24 protein-coding genes are annotated in these 24,760 nt (G+C 33.9%); 6 read left to right on the top strand and 18 right to left on the bottom strand.

All coding sequences use genetic code 11. From position 1 onward, the window contains the following. Window positions 1-124: 124 nt before the first annotated feature. The gene (locus tag G6O70_RS07790; protein ID WP_201779042.1) at window positions 125-517 is read left to right on the top strand and encodes a hypothetical protein; all 393 of its coding nucleotides are present in this window, start codon (window positions 125-127) and stop codon (window positions 515-517) included. Here G6O70_RS07790 and G6O70_RS07785 read toward each other — a convergent pair. Both G6O70_RS07785 and G6O70_RS07780 read right to left on the bottom strand, forming a co-directional pair. Then, window positions 514-1,032 carry an HAD-IIIA family hydrolase gene (locus G6O70_RS07785; RefSeq protein WP_309137212.1) on the bottom strand — a complete coding sequence of 173 codons (519 nt, stop codon included), beginning with the start codon at window positions 1,030-1,032 and terminating at the stop codon, window positions 514-516. The genes G6O70_RS07790 and G6O70_RS07785 overlap by 4 nt on opposite strands. 203 nt (window positions 1,033-1,235) lie before the next feature. Further along, complete coding sequence (locus tag G6O70_RS07780; protein WP_057869943.1) at window positions 1,236-2,438, bottom strand: MFS transporter; 1,203 nt, start codon at window positions 2,436-2,438, stop codon at window positions 1,236-1,238. 218 nt (window positions 2,439-2,656) lie between these two features. Between G6O70_RS07780 and G6O70_RS07775 the strand changes: the two genes are divergently transcribed. Further along, a complete protein-coding gene (locus G6O70_RS07775) occupies window positions 2,657-5,026 on the top strand; it encodes a phosphoketolase family protein (RefSeq protein ID WP_057869944.1) in 2,370 nt (789 codons plus the stop codon). A gap of 55 nt (window positions 5,027-5,081) precedes the next feature. Here G6O70_RS07775 and G6O70_RS07770 read toward each other — a convergent pair whose 3' ends face one another. The 11 genes from G6O70_RS07770 to G6O70_RS07720 all read right to left on the bottom strand — a co-directional run bounded on the left by G6O70_RS07770 (window position 5,082) and on the right by G6O70_RS07720 (window position 16,047). Beyond that, window positions 5,082-5,486, bottom strand: coding sequence for an HIT family protein (locus G6O70_RS07770; protein WP_057869945.1), 405 nt, complete (start codon window positions 5,484-5,486; stop codon window positions 5,082-5,084). A gap of 78 nt (window positions 5,487-5,564) precedes the next feature. After that, entirely contained in the window at window positions 5,565-5,858 is a 294-nt protein-coding gene (locus G6O70_RS07765; RefSeq protein WP_233419169.1) for a GNAT family N-acetyltransferase, read from the bottom strand. Between the two features lie 132 nt (window positions 5,859-5,990). Continuing rightward, window positions 5,991-6,815 carry a peptide-methionine (S)-S-oxide reductase MsrA gene (gene msrA / locus G6O70_RS07760; RefSeq protein WP_057869947.1) on the bottom strand — a complete coding sequence of 275 codons (825 nt, stop codon included), beginning with the start codon at window positions 6,813-6,815 and terminating at the stop codon, window positions 5,991-5,993. Between the two features lie 72 nt (window positions 6,816-6,887). Next, entirely contained in the window at window positions 6,888-7,376 is a 489-nt protein-coding gene (locus G6O70_RS07755; protein WP_057869948.1) for a P-loop NTPase family protein, read from the bottom strand. Between the two features lie 85 nt (window positions 7,377-7,461). Continuing rightward, on the bottom strand, window positions 7,462-8,871 hold the full coding sequence (locus G6O70_RS07750) for a C69 family dipeptidase (RefSeq protein ID WP_057869949.1): 1,410 nt from the start codon (window positions 8,869-8,871) through the stop codon (window positions 7,462-7,464). A gap of 97 nt (window positions 8,872-8,968) precedes the next feature. Continuing rightward, window positions 8,969-9,754, bottom strand: a complete 786-nt coding sequence (locus tag G6O70_RS07745) for an alpha/beta hydrolase (RefSeq protein WP_057869950.1) — start codon at window positions 9,752-9,754, stop codon at window positions 8,969-8,971. Between the two features lie 92 nt (window positions 9,755-9,846). After that, window positions 9,847-10,785, bottom strand: coding sequence for an ATP-binding cassette domain-containing protein (locus tag G6O70_RS07740; protein ID WP_057869951.1), 939 nt, complete (start codon window positions 10,783-10,785; stop codon window positions 9,847-9,849). Between the two features lie 22 nt (window positions 10,786-10,807). Continuing rightward, complete coding sequence (locus G6O70_RS07735) at window positions 10,808-11,857, bottom strand: ABC transporter ATP-binding protein (RefSeq protein ID WP_057869954.1); 1,050 nt, start codon at window positions 11,855-11,857, stop codon at window positions 10,808-10,810. A gap of 35 nt (window positions 11,858-11,892) precedes the next feature. Next, complete coding sequence (gene oppC / locus G6O70_RS07730) at window positions 11,893-12,810, bottom strand: oligopeptide ABC transporter permease OppC (protein WP_373566419.1); 918 nt, start codon at window positions 12,808-12,810, stop codon at window positions 11,893-11,895. Between the two features lie 70 nt (window positions 12,811-12,880). Beyond that, entirely contained in the window at window positions 12,881-14,377 is a 1,497-nt protein-coding gene (locus tag G6O70_RS07725; protein ID WP_057869952.1) for an ABC transporter permease, read from the bottom strand. Between the two features lie 173 nt (window positions 14,378-14,550). After that, on the bottom strand, window positions 14,551-16,047 hold the full coding sequence (locus G6O70_RS07720) for an ABC transporter substrate-binding protein (protein ID WP_258236163.1): 1,497 nt from the start codon (window positions 16,045-16,047) through the stop codon (window positions 14,551-14,553). A 154-nt stretch (window positions 16,048-16,201) separates the two neighbouring features. On the opposite strand from G6O70_RS07720, the gene G6O70_RS07715 reads away from it, so the two are divergent. Beyond that, the gene (locus G6O70_RS07715; RefSeq protein WP_057870478.1) at window positions 16,202-17,506 is read left to right on the top strand and encodes an IS1380 family transposase; all 1,305 of its coding nucleotides are present in this window, start codon (window positions 16,202-16,204) and stop codon (window positions 17,504-17,506) included. Window positions 17,507-17,692: 186 nt separating this feature from the next. Beyond that, entirely contained in the window at window positions 17,693-17,956 is a 264-nt protein-coding gene (locus tag G6O70_RS07710) for an aminotransferase class IV (RefSeq protein WP_309137222.1), read from the top strand. A 116-nt stretch (window positions 17,957-18,072) separates the two neighbouring features. Here the strand turns inward: G6O70_RS07710 and G6O70_RS07705 are convergent, their stop codons facing one another. Further along, a complete protein-coding gene (locus G6O70_RS07705; protein ID WP_057870199.1) occupies window positions 18,073-18,657 on the bottom strand; it encodes a winged helix-turn-helix domain-containing protein in 585 nt (194 codons plus the stop codon). Window positions 18,658-18,775: 118 nt separating this feature from the next. On the opposite strand from G6O70_RS07705, the gene G6O70_RS07700 reads away from it, so the two are divergent. Next, on the top strand, window positions 18,776-20,041 hold the full coding sequence (locus tag G6O70_RS07700; RefSeq protein ID WP_162255361.1) for an MFS transporter: 1,266 nt from the start codon (window positions 18,776-18,778) through the stop codon (window positions 20,039-20,041). Between the two features lie 60 nt (window positions 20,042-20,101). Here G6O70_RS07700 and G6O70_RS07695 read toward each other — a convergent pair whose 3' ends face one another. From G6O70_RS07695 to galE, 4 genes are all read right to left on the bottom strand, one after another. Beyond that, window positions 20,102-21,193 (bottom strand): serine hydrolase domain-containing protein, encoded by a 1,092-nt coding sequence (locus G6O70_RS07695; RefSeq protein WP_057870200.1) that lies wholly within the window; start codon window positions 21,191-21,193, stop codon window positions 20,102-20,104. A 278-nt stretch (window positions 21,194-21,471) separates the two neighbouring features. After that, a complete protein-coding gene (ndk, locus tag G6O70_RS07690) occupies window positions 21,472-21,894 on the bottom strand; it encodes a nucleoside-diphosphate kinase (RefSeq protein ID WP_057870201.1) in 423 nt (140 codons plus the stop codon). A gap of 99 nt (window positions 21,895-21,993) precedes the next feature. Further along, window positions 21,994-22,746 carry a copper homeostasis protein CutC gene (locus G6O70_RS07685; RefSeq protein WP_057870202.1) on the bottom strand — a complete coding sequence of 251 codons (753 nt, stop codon included), beginning with the start codon at window positions 22,744-22,746 and terminating at the stop codon, window positions 21,994-21,996. A gap of 41 nt (window positions 22,747-22,787) precedes the next feature. Next, complete coding sequence (galE, locus tag G6O70_RS07680; RefSeq protein ID WP_057870203.1) at window positions 22,788-23,777, bottom strand: UDP-glucose 4-epimerase GalE; 990 nt, start codon at window positions 23,775-23,777, stop codon at window positions 22,788-22,790. Window positions 23,778-23,886: 109 nt separating this feature from the next. Here galE and G6O70_RS07675 point away from each other — a divergent pair, with 109 nt between their 5' ends. Then, window positions 23,887-24,756 (top strand): helix-turn-helix domain-containing protein, encoded by an 870-nt coding sequence (locus G6O70_RS07675; protein ID WP_057870204.1) that lies wholly within the window; start codon window positions 23,887-23,889, stop codon window positions 24,754-24,756. Window positions 24,757-24,760: the final 4 nt, after the last annotated feature.

Genomic DNA, 24,760 nt, shown 5'->3' with positions numbered 1-24,760 from the left:
TAAGAAGAACAACTTTAAATGATAAGGAAGACTTGTTAAAAGTTTACAGTGATAAGATGTCCGTTCCTTTTTTTAATTCAGATAATTGTGACGGAGACGACTTTTTTATGATACATTGTCTCGCATGGAGAAGGCTATAAATTATTGGAATGAGGAATATAAACTTAATGGTTTTGTTAGATTCAGTATTTTAAATAAGAAAAACAATGAAGCAATTGGTACTTTTGAAATATTCAAACGTGTTTCAAAGGTTGATAAATTTAACAACTTTTTAATTCTAAGATTAGATTTACGCAGTGACTTTGAGAAATCACAGATTGTTTTAGAGTTATTAAAAATAATCATAGAACCACTAGTTAAAATCTTTGCTTGCAGCAAAATCGCTTCTAAAGTTATTCCTGAAAATACTGAAAGACGCAAAGCATTTCAAAATTATGGTTTCATCCAGAGTTATAGTCCGCTAATAGGAGATAACGATCAAAAATATTTCAATTATTTTGTGTTACCAACTAATTAACAATTGTTTTTTATTATCCAAGTGCAAGCTGAAACTATATCTTTTGTTTCAATTATATTTATATTATCTAAGTGATAATCATTTCGAACTTCCTTTCTTCCTGTCGCTACGTGAATACCCAAGATACTTTCTTTCATGGCTAATCGCATATCTGATTTATAACTATCTCCAATAATTATCGCTGATTCATTGGAGAAATTATATTTTTTGTGAGCTTGCTCAATCAAGCCTCTCTTAGGTTTACGACATTCACAATTCTCAAATTCAGTATGGGGACAAACAAAAACGTCATCAAATCCAAGTTTCACCATTGATTTTTTTAAATCTTCATAATCCATATCACCAGAATTAATATGTGTTTGATTCGTTAGACAATAGACAGCAATCTTTGATTCTTTTAATTTTCTAATCACTTCGCCAAAACCAGCATAAGGTTTAAAATCTTCAATCATCTTAAAATGTCCATTTCCACCAACAGTCCCGTCTCTATCAATAAATACAGTTGTGATTATCATTTTTAACCTTCTTTATTAAAAATTTTAAAAAAAGAAACCTTACTCAAAAAAACTTTAGTATAGATACTTTTACTTTAACATAATTTCATAGTGAGATATTCATCTAATTACCTTAGTTTTTTACATAAGTCTATTACTAGTGACATACATAATAACTAACTTTTTATTTCCAACTTGATCACTAATCATAAAATCAATTAACTTTACTCTAATTTAATCCCCTTCGTTTCTTTACCCAGTATTATAATTGCTAAAACTGCAAACAATATCGCTATACAAAAAATGCTAAAAATAATCGTAAATGAGTACTGCTTAGTTAACATTTCACCAACCATTAATGGCCCTAAGATTCCGCCTAATCTTCCGACTCCAGCTGCAATTCCCGTACCAGAAGCACGTACGCTTGTAGGATATTGTTCTGGTGAGTATGCATATAATGCTCCCCAAGCTCCAAGATTAAAAAACGATAACAATATTCCAAAAAGTAGCAGTGAAATTAAAGTTGAAGCACTCCCGAATCCTACCGCACTAATCGCCGTTCCTACCAAAAAAGTTGTTAGAACCCATTTTCGTCCCCACTTTTCAATTAACCAAGCTGCAACAAAATATCCTGGTAACTGGGCTAATGTCATAATTAATGTATATCCAAAACTATGCATCAATCCATATCCTTTTAATATGACTACGCTAGGTAACCACAAAAACATTCCGTAATAAGAAAAAACAACCATAAACCACACAATCCAAAGCATAATTGTTGTCTTATAATAATGAGAATTCCACAAATTAAGTAAATTTTCTTTTAACAACGGTTGTTTTTTTATTTTTTTATTCCAAACAACCATACTTTCTTTTAAACCGTATCTTAAATACAGTGCATAAAAAGCTGGTAACGCAGAAATCAATAATGCAACCCGCCAACCCCATGAAGGAATAATAAAGTACGAAATAACGGCTGCAAGAATCCAACCACCGGCCCAAAAACTTTCTAGTAAGACAACAATTCTTCCTCTAGATTTAAACGGTACATTTTCAGAAACTAAGGTCGAAGCAACAGGAAGTTCACCACCTAGTCCTGCACCAACGAAAAAACGAAGAATCAAAAAAAGCGTATACGTAGTTGTAAATGCAGAAAAACCAGTAGTTATCGAAAATAATAGCAATGTAATGATTAGGATATCTTTTCTACCAAAGCGATCGGCTAATATACCGAAAAAAATCGCTCCAACCGCCATTCCGATAGAACTGATACTTCCAATCCAACCCATTTGTGATTCACTCAAATTCCATTCTGTTTTTAGTGCAGCTATAATGAATGAAAGCATTCCAACATCCATTGCATCAAATAACCAAGCCATTCCAGTAGTAAGTAGTAATTTATTAGTTTCATTTTTATTCGTTGTCATCTATAACGCTCCCCCATCGATAGTTAGATGTAAAGATTTCTTAATATAAGATGATTATGTCTTGTCTAGGGGTGTCTTGTCAACTAGAATTAAAGAATATTATTTTCGTTATATATTGGAGCGTACCAATATATAATTAAGTTGAACTTTAAATGAGTTTAGGTTATTATAAACATATAAACAAGCTGATTAACCACAATCTCAAGGAGGTAACTATAATGACCCAAGATTACTCATCACCAGAATATTTAAACTTAGTCGATGCCTTTTGGCGTGCAGCTAATTATGTTTCCGTTGGACAACTATACCTAAAAGACAACCCTTTACTTGACCGTCCTTTAACTGCCGACGATGTAAAAGTAAAGCCCATTGGCCATTGGGGTACAATTGCAGGTCAAAATTTCATCTACGCTCACTTAAATCGTGTCATTAACAAATATAACTTGAATATGTTTTATGTTGAAGGACCTGGACACGGCGGACAAGTTATGGTTTCAAATTCATACTTGGATGGCAGCTATACAGAAATTTATCCTGAAATCACACAGGATACTGCTGGAATGAAGAAACTATTCAAACAATTCTCATTCCCTGGTGGAGTTGCGTCTCATGCTGCACCAGAAACTCCTGGTTCGATTCACGAAGGTGGAGAATTAGGATACTCATTATCTCATTCAGTAGGTGCTATTTTTGACAATCCAGATTTAATAGTTGCTGCGGTCGTGGGTGATGGCGAAGCCGAGACTGGTCCACTTGCAACATCTTGGCAATCTAACAAATTTATCAATCCTATCAATGATGGCGCCGTCTTACCTATTCTGGATTTAAACGGATTTAAGATTTCAAATCCAACAATTCTTTCGCGTCAATCTAACGAACAATTGCAAGAATACTTCCACGGAATGGGATGGGACCCAATCCTCGTGGAAGGAGATGACCCTACAAAGTTGCATCCTGCAATGGCAGCAGCATTGGACAAAGCAATCGAAGGTATTCATACAATTCAAAAAAATGCACGTGAAAACAATGATGCCACACTTCCAAGCTGGCCAATGATTATTTTCCGTACACCAAAGGGATGGACTGGTCCTAAAGAATGGGATGGTGAACCAATTGAAAAATCATTCCGTGCACATCAGATTCCAATTCCTGTAGATCAAAATGATATGCAACATGCAGATAAATTAGTTGAATGGCTCAAAAGTTATCGTCCAGAAGAACTATTCGACAAGGATGGACGGTTAAAGAAGGAAATTGCTGCGATTACCCCCATCGGAAAACATCGTATGGGAGCAAATCCTCATACCAACCCTGGTAACCTAATCAAAAATTTAATTTTGCCTGACTTCCGTGACTATGTGATTGATACTGAAAAACAAGGTCAGGAAGTTGCACAGGATATGACTGTGTTAGGTAAATATTTGCGCGATGTAATTAAGTTAAATTCTGAAAACCATAATTTCAGAATTTTTGGACCTGATGAAACAATGTCTAACCGACTCTCTCCAATTTTTGAAGCTACAAAGCGTCAGTGGCTTGAAAACATTCATGAACCTTTTGATCAATTTCTAGCTCCTGACGGTCGTGTTATTGATTCACAGTTATCAGAACATCAAGATGAAGGTTGGCTTGAAGGTTACGCATTAACAGGAAGACACGGTTTGTTTGTCAGTTATGAGGCATTCTTACGTGTTGTTGATTCAATGCTTGCTCAACATTTTAAATGGTTGCGTAAAGCAAAGGAACAAAGCTGGCGTAGTGAGATACCTTCATTGAATGTTATGGCGAGTTCAACCGTATTCCAACAAGATCATAATGGCTATACCCATCAAGATCCTGGTATTTTAGGTCACCTAGCTGATAAAAAGCCTGAATTTATTCGTGAGTATTTGCCTGCAGATGCTAACAGTTTATTAGCTGTAATGTCCCATGTATTAAATGATCGCGAAAAAATTAACTTGATTGTTTCTTCAAAACATCCACGTCAGCAATTTTATTCAGCAGCCGAAGCCAAAGAACTAGTTGATAATGGATTAAAAATTATTGATTGGGCTTCAACTGATGATAATGCAAAACCTGACTTAGTAATTGCTGCAGCAGGAACAGAACCAAATTTGGAAAGCCTTGCAGCTATTTCTATTTTGCATAAAGCTATTCCCGAATTAAAGATTCGTTTTATCAATATCGTTGATTTATTGAAACTACGTAGTCAAAAATTGGATCCTCGCGGGTTAAGTGATGCAGAGTTTGATGCCTACTTTACTAAGGAAAGCCCAATAATTTTTGCCTTCCACGGTTATGAAGGATTAATTCGTGATTTATTCTTTGACCGCCATAACCATAATCTCTTTGTTCATGGCTACCGTGAAAATGGAGATATTACCACACCGTTTGATATGCGTGTGCTTAACCAAATGGATCGTTTCGATCTCGCTAAATCAGCGGTATTAAGCTTACCAAATGCTGAAGAATATGGACAATTTGTTGCTAAAATGGACAGCATAATTGCTAAACATCATCAATTCATTCGTGATGAAGGTGTTGATTTACCTGAAGTCGAAAATTGGGCATGGAAACCAATTAAATAATGATTTATTTTAATTAAAAAAACACTGACAATTTTTTGTCGGTGTTTTTTTTGTATTAAATAACTTCAAATTCTTTTAAATATGCTGTTATCTTATTCCTAACTAGTTCATGCTTTTTAGGATCATAAGAATAAGATTTGTCACTCCAATGATCTGAACTGTACAACCACACTGGTTTTTTTAACCTTTCTGGTTCTTCTGTGCTAAATCTTGGAAAAACATGTGCATGCAAGAAATTATCTGTATTTCCTAAAATATCATAATTGATACTGATTGCATTTGTTGCCTGCATTACGGCATCTCCTAGAATACTCATATCCTTTAAAAAAAGCGTTCGTTCAGCTAAATCTAAATCGTTGAGGGAATTAACTTCCTTTTTTGGTAACAAAACTGAATATCCTTCAAGAAACTGTGTATCTCCGAATACAGCTATTCCACCTTCCATTTTAGCCATTACCATTGGATTAGTTCCAGCAAGAGCTGAATCAATTCGATCTTCAAACCACTATTTCTTCATAATCTTTCCTCCAGGATCTAATTAGAAGCTTCTTCTGTGTTTTAAAAAGGCATTATCAATATGTTCAAATTGTAGTTTAGGATAATAATTCATTGCAGACTGGGCTGCCAATAGAACTAAGGAGACATCTGGTCCAATTTGGTTCCTTAATTTCTCAACCAGACTTTTTCCGATTCCTTGTCTTTGATACTTTTTGTCAACTGCTAAATCTGAAAGATAACAAGCATAACTAAAATCAGTAATAGCTCTTGCAACACCAATTAATTCATCTTGCTCATTCCACGCTGTCCAGATTATAGAAGCATTCTTAATCATTTTTCTCAGTCTAGGTATATCTTTGACCGGTCGATGAATTCCAAAATTAATAAATAAAGTGGCTAATTGTTCAGCAGTTATTTCTCTACTATTTGAGTAAACAATCTTATTTGCTGCTTCCCTTCTAAGAAGTTATTCTCTACTAAATTTGCGTTTGATCCAGCCCTTAACTTTTAAATACGCCAAATATTGTCTACGTGAATTTTCTATTCTCCAATAACGCACGCGATTCTTCTTATAAAAATCTTGATGATAGTTTTCCGCTGGCCAAAATTTTTCGGCGTTACGAATTGGTACAATAATTGGTTTTGAATACTTCCTTGATTGCTCAAGCTCTTTTCTTGATTTATTTGCAACCTCTTTTTTTTCATCGTTATTAACAAAAATTATTGGTTTGTAATTAGCGCCACGATCATTAATCTGTCCACCATCATCAGTCGGATCAATTAATTGCCAATATATCCCTACCAACGTTTCATAGCTAATAAGCTTACTATCATAGATAATTTCAACCGCTTCAACATGACCCGAGGTCCCTCGACTAACAATTTCATAAGTCGGATTATCAACTTGTCCACCAGTATATCCAGAAATCACTGCGATAATTCCAGGTCTTGCTTCAAACGGTTCAACCATACACCAAAAACAACCTCCCGCAAAAATCGCACGCTCAACGCCTGGAGCATCTTTTTCAAAATGTTTTGTTAAATCAAAAGATTCAATCTTCTGATTTTTCCCAGACAGTTTTGTATAAAATTCAGCTACATCGGGTGTCAAATTGTTCCTTACTGCCAGTGGTCGTAAACGATATTCAAGTTCTGAAAACGCCTGTTCATTATTTGTCCCGTTCTCAATCTCTGATTTACATTTAAGTAGCTGCGTTCGTTCCCACTCTCTTGTAGCAGTATTTAACAACAAGTTATAGATTTCATCTAAAGTTATATTGGCTCGCTTCATTTTTCCACCAACCTTTACCTGAATTTGAAAGTATCATAGCATACTTTTATAACTCACCTCAAAATGTTGGTTTTATATCATTAGTTCAGCTACCCGCTTCAAAATCAGCTGCTCATTACTATCATTCATCACGATATCAGAATCATTAAGATAGTCTTTTTCCCTCCACCAATTTTTTAGTTGCTCAGTTGAAAAAGAAACTTTCTTTTTATTATTATTTTTAACAGTTTGTTCAAACGACAAATCTAAATAAAAAACTAATGATCTTTCTTCAAATTCATTAACTGCTTCTTCAATCATCTCTGAATAGACATCTTTTCTCAGAATTCCTTCAAGAATTGTTATTTCATAGTTTTGTTTGCCAAATTCAATCATTTTCGTCATTAATTCGATTGAAATATTCCCGACGTGATCATCTGAATGCAAAATATCTCTTCGAATAATATCTTGCTGAATCAGAAAACTTCGTTTCGTTCCATAATAATTTTGAACTTTCTTTGCTAAATATGTTTTTCCAGAACCTGAATTACCACGAATAATGATTAAAATCGGTTCATCCAAAGAATCATCTCTTTCAATGTTGTATTATGCAAACTAGAATTTAAAATATTCACGATACTGTTGTTCACAATTTTGCTATATGCAATTAATCATTCAAATTATATCGCAACTTCATTTTTTCAGACCCTGCTATCACCATGTCACCCAGTAATTTAGTTTGTAATTTTAAAGCCTCATCTGCAAGTTTTTGATTAGCTTCTTCAAGGTATTTATCGATATCATGTTCTTTATCATTGAAGTTCTTATCGGTATCATTTTGAATCCTATGATAATTACTCATAGCTTCTAGTTCATAGCTATTGCGCATATCAACGTAAAAGTCATAATCCGTGTCTCCTAAAAGTGCTGTTGTACAACTTAACCAGTACATATTATTCAGATTAAATGTCCCATCTGCATCTTTGAAACTTGCAGGTGTATCATTAACCTTTGCATAAAATGGGACGACTGTATTAAAGGTATTTGCACCAAAAGCTAACCAATGTACACCAGCTAGTTCAGCAGGAACATCATTTCTAATTTGCAAAATATGCACATTATGATTTCGATTGATTCCAATGGGTCTAAATAACGTTTTTTCCTCGTCTGTCCCTGAACCATAAACATCATATTTTGTATTTTCAAAATGTGAACTCAAAACATACTTAACATCTTCAATGGAAATTTTACGATTAGCATGACAAATGAATGGCTGGTCTTGGTCCATTGGATCATTTGTATTATCTGGATTAAAGAATTTTTGTCCATACCATGTTCGAGGATTATTATAGACGGTGTCCTTAATTGATGAACTACCGAAAATATGTCGTAGATTGATTTTGTCAAAATCTGGATTTAAATGATACTTATTAATCATTTCTTTTAAATCAACGGATGCCATTGTCTCTTCTGAATCAAAATCAAACTCATCAATATTCATTCGATTAGGTGCAACTACATAGGCGTCATCAGGAATTTTTTTAGCTGCCCAATGGTGTCCACCAATCGTTTCCAACCACCAAACTTCATCTTTATCTGAAAAAGCAATTCCGTTTGGTTCATATGTTCCATATTCTTCGAGCAACTCACCTAGTCTTTTAACCCCTTCGCGAGCACTGTGTATATAAGGCAACACTAACGTTACTAAATCTTCTTCCCCAATTCCACCTGCAACAAATGGGTCAGCTCCTAAAACACGGGGATTAGTAGTAATTGTTTCGGTGGCAGACATCGCAACATTTTCACTATTAATTCCTGCTGTTGGCCATGTCCCATTTGTCAAAATTGCATTCGGTATGGAAGTATAACTTAGTGGATTATCAGGTAATTTAACATTGACCTTACTAATAACAGATTCATAATTTCGTGGTTGTGTTTCTGGTGTTACAACCACAAAACGCTGTGGGTCGAGTGCTTCATGCCCATCATCATTTCGCGAAATAATTGTCGAACCATCAATTGATGCTTTTTTCCCAACTAAAATTGTTGTACATGAACCATGTATTTTTTTTGTCATTCTTACAGCACTTCCTTTGTATTTATATCCTCAATTATACTACTAACTTGCTCCAAAAAATAAAGTAAGAACAACGACTCCTAATCTCTAATTAGTTTTAACTTAATCTGATAATTTCCTTAGCAATTTCTTCTGGGAAATCCCAAAAGAAATAATGATTATCACCAAGACAAACAATCTTAGTCCTATCTGTTATATATTCTGAACGTCCATACTCTGCTTTTCTATATTTTTGTGTAAAAATAACACTCGGTGCTGCCCTGCGAAATCTGATGTCATCATAATTAACAACCGACTGCATTAACTCTTTTTGTTTTTGAGTATCTCTAACTTCTGAATGTCTCAGATCATCTTGATAATAATGTTGCCATAATAACTTATCTTGTTCTTTTGAAAAATTCTTTCTTGTTTGATTTTGCATCTTAATCATAAATTGTTCTTCAGTCATACTCTCAAATTTATTTTTTTGCTCAATATAAGTTTTTTCTTTAGAAGGATTAAACATTATTTCCCTTGTTGTAGGTTCAAGTCCAATAAAGCCTGCAAAATTATTAATCCTATCCGCAATTGGCAGAGCAAGTATTCCTCCCATGCTATGCGCAACTATGATGACTTTTTGTGCATCTTGCTTTTCAATAATTTCCACCAAATTAGTAATATCTTCTTCAAGTCGATAAGATTTCTTAGTCAATGAGCTCATTCCAGAATTTAGATAGTCAATTGCTAAAATTCCAAGATCTTCTGGTAGCTTAACAATTACGGGGGCAAAACTATCAAATGTATCAAACCCACTTGCACCATTCAAAAAAACTATTATCGTTTTACCTGCGCGTACACTTATTTTATAATCTCCTAAATCTGTTTTAATTAATTTATCGTGCATTACCTTCACTACTTTCTAGATAATAAAAAGAGTCCGATACAAAAATAAAATTTTGCTCTGACCCCTTCTCATTTTATAACAACAAATTCTACTTATTTAAACTTAATTTTGTACTCTTTAGCCTCAGTCTCATTACAATATACAAAATGTCCAGGTTTTATTTCTTCGAATTTAGGCTTCTCAGTTGAATAGTTATGGATACTTGGATCATACACAATATTTTCCCGATTCTTAGCAATTTGTGGATCTGGAATCGGGATAGCTGATAATAAAGACTTGGTATAAGGATGAATTGGATTATTAAATAATTCTTCGGTCTCTGCCAATTCCAATATTCTCCCTGCTCTAATGACTGCTATTCTATCAGAAATATAGCGGACAACAGATAGATCATGTGCAACAAACAAGAAAGTTACCCCTTGTTCCCGTTGAAATTTCTTCAGTAAGTTCAATACCTGTGCTCGAATTGACATATCTAACGCAGAAATTGGTTCATCGGCAACTACTAAATCAGGATTCATAATCAGTGCTCGTGCTATTCCAATCCGCTGTCTTTGGCCACCCGAAAATTCATGTGGGTATCGGTATAGTTGCTCTGGAAGCAAGCCTACTGCTTCAAGCATTTTCTTAACTTTATTTAATCTATCTTCTTCATTCTTAAATAATTTGTAATTATATAATCCTTCAGAAATTATATAATCAACTGTTGCACGTTCATTCAGGGAAGCAGAAGGATCTTGGAAAATCATTTGAATTTTTCGTTCGATGTCAAATTTTTCTTTTCCTGAAATCTTACCATTAATTTGTTTACCCTCAAAAATAATTTGACCATTACTCGTTGGATTAATCCCTAAAACAGCCCGTCCAATTGTAGTTTTACCTGAACCCGATTCACCAACAAGTGAAAAGATTTCTCCTTTGAAAATATCAAAGTTAACGTCTTGAACTGCTACAAATTTTGAATTGCCAGTTCCAAATGTGATCTCTAAATCCTTAATAGAAAGAAGAGTTTCTCTAGTGCTATTGTCCATTTTCCCCAATCTCCTCTATTTATTAATCTTCGGCTGTCATTTCAAGCATATGTTGATGAAGATTTTGAATTAGTTCAGGCCTTTCAATCTTTGGAGCTCTCTTGTCTAATAACCAAGTTTTAGCATAATGAGTTTCTGTAACTTTAAACATAGGTGGTTCTGCTTTAAAGTCAACAGACATAGCAAACTGATTTCTAGGTGCAAAAGCATCTCCTATTATCTTCTTATATAAAGAAGGTGGTGTCCCTGGAATTGATTTTAGTTCTTCACCCTTTCGTGCTAATTGTGGCAGTGAGGATAGCAAACTCCATGTATATGGGTGGCGTGAGTCATAGAATATCTCTTCACAGGTACCAATTTCAATAATTTTTCCAGAATACATCACTGCAATTCGATCTGCAATTGATGCAACTACTCCTAAATCATGCGTAATAAAAATAATTGTAAATTTATATTCTGCTTGAAGTTCTTTGATTAGATCAAGTATCTGAGCTTGAATTGTAACATCTAAAGCAGTCGTTGGTTCATCACAAATCAACACTTCTGGGCGGCAGGCCAACGCAATTGCTATAACTATTCTTTGTCTCATTCCACCTGAATATTCAAAAGGATATTCATTATAACGCTTCTCAGCATTTGGAATACCTGTTTTCTCCATCAAATCAATTGCTATTTGTTTTGCTTCTTTCTTACTCTTCTTTTGATGCTTTACAACAACTTCCGAAATTTGTGAACCAATTGTATGAATCGGGTCTAACGAGGTCATTGGATCTTGAAAAATAGTAGCGATCTCTTTTCCTCGAATTTTATCCCATTGTTTATTTACTTTCAAATCACTTAGTCGAGTTTCTTTATAGTCAATAGTTCCCTGAGAAATACGACCATTTTGTTCGAGCATTCCAGTAAAAGCTTTTGTTAAAACCGATTTTCCAGAACCAGATTCACCTACTATCGCAAGTGTTTCATGTTTTTTCAAATTTAAAGAAATATCATGAATTGCTTCAATTTCACTGCCTCGAACTTGAAAACTGACATTTAAATTCCGTACTTCAAGAATGTTTTCATCATTCATCATAGTTTTACACCTCCATTAATATAACGTAATTCTTACATATGTGTTCTCGGATCTGATGCATCAGCCAAACGTTGCCCGATTATATATAACGAAATCGTTATCAGCGCAAGCACCAGTACTGGTAGCCAGAATAAGTAAGGATAAGTTGTCATATATGGTGAGTATTGTGAGATTAATCGTCCAAGTGATGGAACATTTTGACTTAATCCTACACCCAAAAATGATAAAAATACTTCATATGAAATAAATGACGGGAGTGCCATGGATACATCTGTCACTATGACTGATGTCAAATACGGTAAAATGTTCCTAAAAATAATTCGATTCATCGGTGTTCCCAATGTTTTTGAAGCCACATTATATTCACGTTCACGCATAATCATTACCTGTACACGCATAAAATAAGCAGTCCCAATCCAAGAGGTACAGGTCATCGCAAAAATCAAATTCCAAAATCCATTACCAAAAGAATAGGATAAAACAATAATAATTAAGAGCGATGGCACATTTGCGATAACATTATATATTTCAAGCATAATACGGTCAATTTTCTTTGAGACACCCCAAATTGATCCGATAATTACACCTATAACTTCCGTAATTAATGAAGCAATGACACCAATTGAAATTGATGTACGTGCACCAGCCCAAATTGCATCAAATAATGAATTACCATCTGCGTCAGTACCAAACCAGTACTTTAAACTTGGCCAATTGTAGCGAGCATTGAAATCATTGATATTACCAACACTAGACAAACTATACCCACTAAAAAGAGGCTGAATGAAGGACATCAATAAAATAAATGTCATCAATGCTAGCATAAAAATCGTAATCTTACTAAATAAAAATTTTTTTGCTACAGATCCCCAGTATGAATACTTTGGTGTATCTATTTTTTCATTTTCTTTATTATCCAGAGAGACGACGGCAAAATCATTTTCAGTGATATTATCAACTGATACTACTGTATTCACTTCATAAACTTCTGCTTGTTTTAATTCTTCTTGTACTGCGATATTACTCGTCTCCCTTCGCGGAAAGCTTGATTCTAGGATCAACAATTACCATCAAAATATCCCCTAGAAGAACCGATAGTACTCCAATTGTCGTAAAGATGAATACTAAACCGATAACAATAGAATTGTTATGCGCTAAAATCGCATCAGGCAACATCTTACCCATTCCAGGCATAGCAAATATGTTTTCAGTAATTGTTGCCCCTTCAATTAACCCAATAATCATCCCAGGTATATTCTGTACAATAGGAATAGATGCATTCTTAAAAATATGTTTACGGTAAATCTCATTGTCTGTTAATCCTTTGCTGCGTGCAAACTTAACATAATCTGATTGTTGCTGATCAATCATATATCGTCTAAACCAAATTACCAAACCGGATACTGAAAGCAATCCTAATATTACAGTTGGCATTACCCATGAACCAAAGCTACCAGCACCTTGAGTTGGAAATGAATCAGGTAATCCGAAAAGTTGTGCGCCGATATAACGGAAAGCATAAATAAATGCCAAACTTGGAATTGCTATTAATAAGGTAACAATTCCTGTTCCAACTTTATCAAATAACTTTCCTTTAAATCGTGCCATAAAGAATGCCATTGGAATTGAAATAGCGTATGAAATTATTAGAGCAAAAATACCCACTCTAAACGAAGTTCCAATCATTGATGGATCCTGATAATTCTGATCTAGATTCGTATAGGAATCCTTATACCGGTCATAATCAAATGCATTTCTATGAGTTTTTGATTGATACTGTCTCGTGTAAACATTATCGGCTGAATTTATAGTAACGCCATTTCCCAAGTTATATTTCTCAGAAACAGTTGCGCCTTGCCTACCTGAGATTACATCCGAGACAGACGTCCCACTGAATGTTGGATATGAAGTTCCTAAGTCAAAATGAATAATGTTTTGATGAATAAACGGAAACGAATTATTAAAATAGATTTGATAACGATATTTAGTTCCTGAACCAACTAAGGCCCATCCGACCCACTTATCATTTTCAATTTTTAAATACCGTTTTAAATTCGGATTATTCTTATCTTTGACACTCCAAGGTGTATCTATTTTTACAAGATTACCATAAAAACGTCCCAATCTCTCCCACAATGGTAGATCTCGAATCGCATAGTATCGCTTACTGCTTGGATAAGATTTAATCTTAAACCCAGCCTTTTTTGCCCATTTACTGAGTATATTGAAGTTCTTCTTGCCGTGACTTCCAGAAACATCTGAATTTGGCATAGCTTTTTGAACCTTCTTAACAAGTGTCTGTGTATCATAATAATCAAGGTAATTCATTTTGTGATATGCAGTATTCTTGTAATCTAATAGTTTATCTGGTCTTGAAGCTAATTTTTGAATCAAAGGATCCTGGCTAAACACATCACGTTTTGGAATGAGTGAATAGATTATTATATAAGTGATAGTAGTTACTAAAAAAATACTTAAAAATGACCTTAGTATCCGAAAAAAAAGATATTTTTTCAATCGAAGAATCCTCCTTTACAGCTAATATTATAAAAACATACTTATTTTATTATCATTTTTTCATAAATAGTCATATAAATAATAGAAGTGGCGCAATATATTATCGCTCCACTTCTATCATTATTAAATTGAAATAAAAGCAGCAATCATACAATCACCTTTTGAATATTCTCTTAGTCATCAGCATTTGCTTTTGCAATCTTAGCTCTTTCCTTGTTCCAAGCTGCTTTAGCCTTGTTGTATTGAGCAGTTGTAACTGGTTTTGATTGAAGTTTCATATACTTATATGAACTTGCGCCACCTAATCCAGAAGGAGCATAACTTCCTGTAAATGGAACAATTTTAGTTACAGACGGAGTACCACCATCGGAATACACAGGTATTTGGATTCCACTATCAAGTAATGCTGCCTCAGCTTTTGCAAATAATGCATTACGCTTGTTAACATCACTAGTTTCTGCTTCAGCTGTATCAACTAATGTGGCATATTTATCAAGGCCAACAGTCTTAGCAACAGCCGCAGATTCTGCATCACCAATTGTCAAACCAATCGTCGATAACATTGATCCAGATTCTGGATTATAAATATCTAAATAAGATGAAGGATCTTCATAGTCTGGGCTCCAACCTGAAGCATTACTAATATCATAATCAGCTTGTGCCCCAGTTGTAGCTTCATATGTTCCCGCCAAGTACTTATCTTGTGAAAGTAATTGGATATCAACTTGAACATTGTCTTTACCAAGTACACTTTCAATTGACTTCTTAAATGATTTAGCTTGGTTAATCCCTGTCTGATCCTTTTCAATTTCAGGAATATCAAGTTTAATTGGAAGAGAGACACCTTCAGCTTCAAGTTCTTCTTTAGCTGTAGCTATTAAAGCTTTAGCCTTTGTTGGACTGTATGTGCTATCTTGTCCATCAGCTAAACTGATTTTTGATAACGGACTTGAAACAGCTGTCAATTCTTTTTCTACTGCAACATTATAATTTTTTCCATCTACCGAAACAAAGGTTGGTGGAATTAATTGGTTACGTAAAGACTTTTTAGCCCCAGCCTTCCCAACATTTTGCGCATTATAATCGGCTTTATTGAAAGCAAACTGAACAGCCAATCTGAAGTTCTTGTTAAGAATTGCCTTCTTAGTATCAGACTTTTCTTTTGAAGTTGTCTTTGACGTTGCATCATAATTCTTACGATTCAAGTTAAATGTAAAATTATATGTTGCTGAGCCTGGTAATGACCAAACAATATTATTTTTGTTATTTTTCTCAACTTCTTTGTAGCCAGCAGAGTTAGGATATACTCGTGCTGCACTATTTGTCCCGCTCTTAAATGCTTTGTATAAACTATCAGGATTTGATAAATCATTATAAGTCAACTTAACATTCTTAATATGAATATCCTTTTTATCCCAATAAGAACTGTTGGCCGTCATCTGAATAACTGATTTTGAAGTAAAGTTCTTCAAGATATAGCCACCATTATACAAAATACTATCAGCCTTCATCTTACCAAAGTTCTTGCCTGATTCCTTTAAAAACTTAGCATTAACTGGGAACATAACCCCATAAGTTAATTTTGAATTCCAATAAGATTCAGCCTGTGTCAAATTGTATTGAAGCTTATACTTACCAATTGCTTTGACACCAACTTTTGAAAACCTGATTTATTCACAAAAATACACAAGATACCCATCAAACACATGCTTCACGCGTTTGATGGGCATTTTGCATTTTCACCTTTTAAGTGCACAAAAAGAGCCTCAGCTCTGGTATAGTTAAATTGCTAAACAAAACCACATGAGAGAAGAGGACTCTACATTGAAAACTTTACAGGAAATGGCATTCAATTTCAACAAGAATATTTTAGTATCGCATACGGGTGGTCAATTATCTTCCGATGGCGGGCTAACATTGTGTGTAGAACTGATGGCAAAGTTTCAGTTCACCAACTTGGCCGATAAACTATTGAGGTTCAATGACCAGCGACGATATTGTCAACACAGTAATTCTAGTATCTTAAGACAGTTAACTCTTCAGATTATTGCCGGTTATAGCACAGATTCTGCGGCAACTTTTTTAGAAAAAGAACCGCTTTTTAAATTATTATTGGATAAACCGTCTTTGGCTTCACAAGCAACAATATCACGTTTTTGGCAACGCTTTGATAAAGATAGTGTTAGCACATTACAGACTTTAAATGAGGCTTTGATCGACCGTGTTCGACTATTAACCAACCAGACAGCCACGATTATTGATATCGATTCGACTCACTCAGACACTTATGGCAAACAGGAAGCCACTAACTACAACGCACATTATGGTACTGAAGGATATCATCCATTACTGGCAACTGATCAAGATGGTAACTTATTGAAAGCTGTCTTGCGTCCTGGAAATGCCTACACCAGCAAAGATGTAAAAGCTTTTTTAACACCACTATTAAAGCATTATCAAACTCAGCTGCCCACGACTGACATTCTGGTTCGTGGTGATAGTGGCTTCGCCACGCCAGAAGTTTACGATGTCTGTGAAGCCGACGATGTGTTTTACATTATTCGACTCAAACGCAATCGGAAACTGCAGAATCTAGCTGAAAAGTTCGTCAAGATCAGTGATCAAACCCAGTGGCAAGAGAAAGAGACTCACTACTACTCTGAAATCTATCAATCAGCATCGTGGCCTAAGCCGCGGCAGATCTATGTTAAATCAACTCGAGCAGCCGGTGAACTGATCTTTTCACATGAATTTATCGTTACTAATCTGACTAATTTAACGGCTGAAACAGCCTTTGAACTGTATCACAAACGCGGCCAAATGGAAAATTACATCAAAGAAGCTAAAGCAGGTTTCTTTTTCGATAAGACTGATAGTTCAACGTTTAATGCCAACGCTGCCCGGATGATGGTTAGTGTACTGGCTTACAATATTGTCAACTTTTTAAAGCAGCTAGCACTGACAAAACATGATTCAGGTTTGTGCGTTAGCACATTGCGGATCCGTTTATTCAAATTTGCGGCACGTGTCGTGCATACTGGCCGACGCATTCAGTTGCGACTGAGCTCGTATCATGTTTACCATCGACTGTTCTACCAGGTTCTACAGCGTATCCAGGCTATTGAATAACCGGCAAAATTAAAAAAATCTGTACAACCAAGGGACAAGTGTATCCAAAAATTCAAAGCAATTCTGAGTTAGTTGAAAAATCTCACTAGCTAGAACTTATAAACATAGTATTTCAGCAAAAGATAAAGACATACCCGTCAGTTTTCGAAAAAATACGAAAACTGACGGGCTTTTAATGAACTATGAATAATTCAGGATGAAGACGGTAATTTAGTATTACCTGGTATCACAAAAATTAAACTATTAGAAATTGCCAAATCTCTTGGATTAGAAGTTATTGAAAAAGCTGTCCCAGTAACAATGCTTAGCCAAGTCGAAGAATGTTTTGCATCTAATTCTGTGCATGAAGTAATGCCCATTGTTGAAATTGATGGGAAACCTGTCCAAAATGGTAAGCGTGGACCAATAACAAAACTTCTTCAAGATAAATATATTGAAGCAACACTATAAGTTTATAATTACTAAACTTATCATAAAAAATAAATATTTTTGTGTTTTTAAAAGAGGACTTGGTTCAAAATTTAACTTTTGAACTAGGCCCCCTTTTTATATGAATAATAATTTCATTACCATTTTTGTACCATAAAATTAAATGTCTCTTTATTTGTTCCCTGATCCTCTGCTTCCGCCTTATCCATCAATTTGTAGATATTCTTAAATAATTTTTTTTGTGCCTCCTGTGACAACTTCATTGTACTAAAAATTCCACCTGCCTTAATTTTTTCAAAATAAGTTGGATCATCTTGATACTTATCCATTTCAGTAAGTGCGGAATCCAAAAACATCTGCATTCTATATAAAAACAATTTTACAAATTCATCTTTATGATTCACTGTCCAATCAGCTGACATACTGATACCATCAAATTCATTTTCATCAGAATTTAGTAAAGTACTCCCGTGCTCATTCAAATTGTAACTTGAATAGTAATATTCCTGCAAATTTTTAATTTGTTCACTCTTGACAACCTCAATTAAATCAAGTTCAAGTAATTTTTTTACTGGATAATATAACTGACTTGCCGGAATTCCAATTTTCTTTGAAATTTCCTTGACATTTATCCCATCTTTTACATTCGTAGCTTTTATAATTTTTATGTTTTTTTCATCAGCTAATACTTTTCCAAGTTGTGATACGATAGTTGCACCCATTAAATCACCTCAAATTAATAATAATGTATTGACAAAATTAAATCAAACAGTTATGTTTTTGTTTATCATTAAAATATATTTTAACGAAAATAAAAATTTAATTGTGAGGCCTATTATAATGGAAAATAGTTCTAATATTTTTGTTACCGATAAAGAATCAAACATTCAAATTATCAAAGATATTACTAGCAATATGATTAGTTCTTTAACCGGAAATATGTTTTCTTTTTCCCTTGGACTGATGCTGTTAAACACCACACATTCCCCACTTAGTTTTGGGTTAGAGATGATTATTATGCCTATAGTTAATCTGGTGTTTGTTGTACCTATTGGGAATATCGTAGATACAATAACACATAAGAAAATAATAATTCTCTCACTAATAACACGTTTTTTTGCATTACTAGCACTATCGGCAACAATTGGTTTATTCAAAAATGATTATCTGTTTATCCCAATTACCATCTTTGTAATAATCAACACTATTTGCAGCAGTTTTAACTCAACTGCTTATTCTGCAGCAATTCATGAAGTTGTAAATCAAAATCATATTCAAAAACTCAGTTCGTTTACTCAGGCAGCAAGTTCTTTGTCTGCAATTATTGCCCCTCCACTCGGAATGACAATATACACTCTTCTTGGATTTAAATGGATGATTCTGCTCGAAATTTTTGCTTCACTACTTTCTTTTTTGATTGTACTAAGCATGCATTTTCATTATTCTTCAAAAAAATTAGAAAAGCAGATCTTGCAAGAAGAAAATTCAAAGGTAACTTCTCAAATCAAGAAATTCGCAAGTGGTCTCACATATATCCGTCAACAAAGTCTTATTATGGAAATGATCACAATTGGGACATTTGTAAACTTCTTTTTCACTTCATTAACAATTGGAATGCCCTATATAATAACAAACAATCTTAATCTTGGTAATAGTCCAATTAGCTTTCTGGAAAGTGGAAACTCACTAGGGATGCTTTTAGGCAGTTTATTAGTTGGCATAATTCCAGATAAACTAGCGATAAAAACAAAAATCTTCTGGTCTTTAATACCAACTATCTTATCGTTTACTTTTTTAGGAATCATCTTTACATGCTTAAAGGATTATCTAAGCATAACAATATTAGGAACTTTATTAATGACTGTTCTTGGTTTTTCACTTATTATACTGAATGTGACCACTCAGGTTTTTTTGCAAAAAAAAGTTCCAAATGACTTGTTAGGAAGAGTTATGTCTTCAATTATGACAATAAATACTTCCGTTATGCCAATAGGAACATTAATATTTACATTATTGTTTGCTCATATTCATCAAGGGGCCTGGATTTTAATTTCAAATGGGATTATCATGCTCATTTATAGTCTCTGGAGAATGACCAAATTATAATTATTATTTTTCTTGACTCTGCGTGTAATACACAGTCTTCGTTCAAATTATTTGTCTTACCTATGATGCCACAATATTTCCTAATTGTTGAATCATTGCCCTTCCTTGTGCATCTGATACACCTTTATTTAGCATTAAAATCATATTAGCATGTTTACTTTTGTCATCATAATAAAAATTATAGTAACCATTGTCTATGCCATCAGCGCGTTGACCATTATCAAAGTAGTAAAATCCTGCTGAATAAGCTGTTTCATGATTCCGTGAAAGTTCATCTAGTGCGCCATTAGGAATTAATTTATTATTCTCAAGAGCGGAAACAAATTTAAAGTAATCAATCGGTGTTGTATACAAATTGCCACAACCCAACTCACTGGAAATTAGCCGATAAGATATTGGATGCAGTGTTACATTATCTCCAAAATTATAAGTCTTTGCAGCTGTATTAATCACCTTAGCATCTAGTTCAGTGGTGTTTTTTAATTTTAATGGTTTTACAATATATTGATTTAATACACTTGCATACGGTTTATTAGTAATTTTGGTTATTATCCCTGCTAATAAAATATAATTTGCATTTGTATAATTCCAATACATTTTACCGGTCGATTTTAAATGATTGATTGCCCATTCAACAGCACTATTATCATTTACTAACATGACTTTAGGTACTGGTTCTCCCATCTGAATGCCTGAAGTATGATCCAATAAATTGCGTATTGTTATCTTGTCTGAATACCTGATAGTTGGGTAAAATTGATTAAGTTTGGTACTCATTGACAATTTTTTCTTATCAATCAATATTTGAATTAGCGTTGCAGTATAACTTTTTTGCAATGAAGCCAACATGTATTTTGTTATACCCGTATTCTTTATTTTTTTTTCATAATTTGCATACCCAACAGATACATCCTTAATTTTTGAAGACTCATTATTTTGATAAACTAATGTTCCCCAAACCTTCTCTTTTTCAAAGACAGCTTGTAATTGTTCTTTCTTATTCCTCAGTTGCTTCTTATCTCTTTTTTTTAATACACTGACATTAGCACTTTGATGCTTTCTTGTCTGCTTAGTTGTTTTTCCTCCAAAACAGCTTAATACACCTCCAATTATTAAAGCTGTTGCTAACAAAACAATACTTATTTTTTTCATTCAACCCTACCCCTTTTTTGCCCCAATCTCATTAATCATATTGAAAGTTAAAATAGGTTAAAACATCTTTCATAGTATTAACGTGTTGAATTATCCTCCTTGCAGGCTTTCTTTTCAAAACAAATTAAACTATTTTAAACTAATTTATATTTTTTAATTTGAAAATATTTTCCATATGAAATATCAAAAAAGCGATTCATTAAAATTAGCCTTTTGTCTAATTTCTCAAAATCGCTTTTTGCGTTCAGTTACTTTTTATTGTTCAATTTTCAACAATGTTATTTCTCTGGAAACCAAATCTTAATTTCATCTTCTGCAGTTTCAACGCCATCAGAGCTATGCACTACATTTCTCAAATTACCATCTTCCCACTCACAACCAAAGTCACCGCGAATAGTTCCTGGTGCTGCTAATGTTGGATTGGTTTTCCCTGCCATGTTATGGAATGCATCAATGATATTGATTCCACTGGCAACAATTGCAACAATCGGTCCTTCCTTCATGTAAGACTCGATTTCTCCAAAATAAGGTTTATCGACTTTGTCTGAATAATGCGCTCTTAATTTTTCATCAGTCGCCATCGTAACCTTCAATGACTCAATTTTATAACCCTTCCGTTCAATTCTCGTGATAATCTCACCTACGTGACCTGCAGAAACTCCATCAGGCTTTACAAGAATCAATGTTCTCTCAACTGCCATTTTCATTCCTCCAAACAATATCGTGATTAACAACACAATATAATTCTCACGCTATGAAATAGAAAAAGCAAGGTTTTATAGTAAAAATCAAATGGCGTACTATACTTTTTTATCGATAACCGTAACTATTTTTTTTACTATTGAAGGATCAACCTCTTCATATGAATTAAGCAATTGGCCCTTTAAATATCCATAAGAAACACCGATTGCAGTTGTTGTATTATCTTCTTTATAACTTTTGCAAGTTGCATGTAATTGACTTATTCCTGTATATTGCAATATTTCTGCTGCATTTGCACTATTAATACCACTACCAGCTAAAATTTCAATTTGTTGACCGTATTTTTTTTGCAGTTGCTTAATTAACTCTATTCCCTCAAGAGCAGTTGCTTTTTGACCACTCGTTAAAAGACGCTTTATTTTGAAATTCACCAATATCTCGACTGCCTTTAATGGTTCGCCAACGCAGTCAAATGCACGATGAAAGACGCTTTCTGCTTTGTATTTATTAATCAAATCACTCATTCTCTCAACTTGATTTGTATTAATAGTATAGTCACTATTCAAGCATCCAAAAGCAATCCCATCTGCACCATTTTCAAGCAAGTTTTCTGTTTCAAATAGCATTTGCTCAAATTCATAATTATTATAACAAAAGCCTGCTGGTCTTGGTCTTACCATACAAATCACTTTTAACTTTGTTTTTGACTTTATTAGTTTTAAACTTGCGGTACTCGGTGTCAATCCTCCTAAGTATAATGCACTGTTTAACTCAATTCGGCTAGCACCACCAGCTGCAGCATTTAAAGCATCTTGGTAGCTGCCACAACAAACTTCAAATATAATAACCATCCCCTTATTGTAAAATTACATACTAAATATATTCACATATTTTATTGTTTAAATCCATTAGGATGCATTTTGGTCCAATTCCATGCAGATTGAATCATCGTATTGATGTCGCTATAGCGTGGATTCCATCCCAAAACGTGCCTAATTTTTTCACTATCAGCCACAAGTTCATCAGGATCCCCACCTCTTCTTGGTGCGTTAATAACTTTAAAATTAATTCCTGTTTGCTCGCTCACGGCATCAACAACCTCCTTAACAGAGTATCCATGTTTTGATCCTATATTGAAAACGTCACTTTTACCACCCTTACGTAAATATGTTAGTCCCAAATAATGTGCATCTACTAAATCAATAACATGAACATAATCACGAATATTATATCCATCTCTCGTTGCATAATCATTACCACACATTGCAACATATTCCCGTTTACCTGCAGCCGCTTCAAGCACAATTGGAATCAGATGTGATTCTGGGTGATGGTCTTCCCCAATACTGCAATCCATTTGTGCCCCAGCAACATTAAAATAACGAAATGCTAACCAATTGATTCCATAAGCACTTCCATTCCACTTCATCATTTGTTCCATTACTAACTTGGTTAGACCATATGGATTAATTGGACTTTTACTTGTTTCCTCATTAATTGGACTACTTTCAGGAATCCCATAAACAGCTGCCGAAGAAGAAAAAATTAATTTGTTTATCTTGAAATCTTTCATTACGTCAATCAATGCAATTAAGCCATAAATATTATTATCAAAATAATCATTTGGCTTTACCAATGATTCTGGTATCTGCATGTACGCACAAAAATGAAAGACAGCTTCAATTTTATATTTTTCAAAAACACTGCGCAATAAATTCTTATCACGAATGTCTCCTTTAATAAATACAGCTCCTTTATCAACTGCTTTTTCATGACCTTTAGATAAATCATCGATAACAATTACATCTTCTTTTTCTTCCAACAACCGCTTAACCATATGCGAACCAATATATCCTGCTCCACCTAAAACTAATAAACTCATTGGAGTCACTCCTCATTATTATTAAATTTTATTTCCACTAAAGTTTAATATACAATGAAACAAACAGAAGCTTTCTGTTACTTATCCCGACAAGTGAGGTGCATTAACTATGAACAATATTGGTCCACTTATTAAAAAAATCAGAACTGACAAGAATTTGACTCAAAAAAATGTGTCCGCAGGTATAATGTCTCGTTCCCACCTTTCTGAATTAGAGAATGGTAAATACTTCCCCTCATATGAAAAAATGTTGGGGTTATTGCAAAATCTTGATATTTCACTGATGGAATTTCAAACAGAACTTGGTAATAATTACTCCCTCAAAGATAGAACCTATATAGAAACAACTAACAAGTTATCTACAGAACAAAAAATTGATGAATTAGCAGATTATCTTAAAAAAATATTTACTTCTGAGGTAGCACAGAAAAGTATCCGGCTGCAAATTAAACGTCTAAACATGTTAGGGTTAGTTGAATTGACTCGAAATAACCAAATAACTGTTGAGAATTACCAACCTATCTTCAACTATTTATTGTCTTGTAAAAATTGGCATGAATTTGAAATCCGAACGCTTGCTAACTCAATTTTTCTAGCAAATTTTGAAGTTGCAAAAGTACTTGCAAAACAATTTGAGAAAAAATCAAAGAAATTAAATTTTAAGAATTACATCGATAAAGTGATTCTCTTCTTCAATAATTTAGCTGAATTGGCACTAAGAAAGGGTGAATATCTACTCGCATTAACATACGCTAAAAATGCTCAGAAAATGGCGCATGACAATAATAAAATATATTATCTGCTAATAGCTAATGTACTTGCAAATTTGTCAAATTTAACATTAGATGCTACAGATAATACCTATCTGCAAGAAATTGACAAAAATATTGCTATTTTTAGAACTCTTTCATATCCAGAAGTTGCGGACAGTTTGCAAAATCTAGTTGAGCTAGTACTTAGTCACAAATATGTGAATTAATGTC

This window comes from Liquorilactobacillus hordei DSM 19519 (assembly GCF_019443985.1).
In the GTDB taxonomy this organism is placed as follows: Bacteria; Bacillota; Bacilli; order Lactobacillales; family Lactobacillaceae; genus Liquorilactobacillus; species Liquorilactobacillus hordei.
The sequence above is the reverse complement of the archived record's forward strand: the minus strand, read 5'-3'. Positions and strand labels throughout refer to the sequence as shown.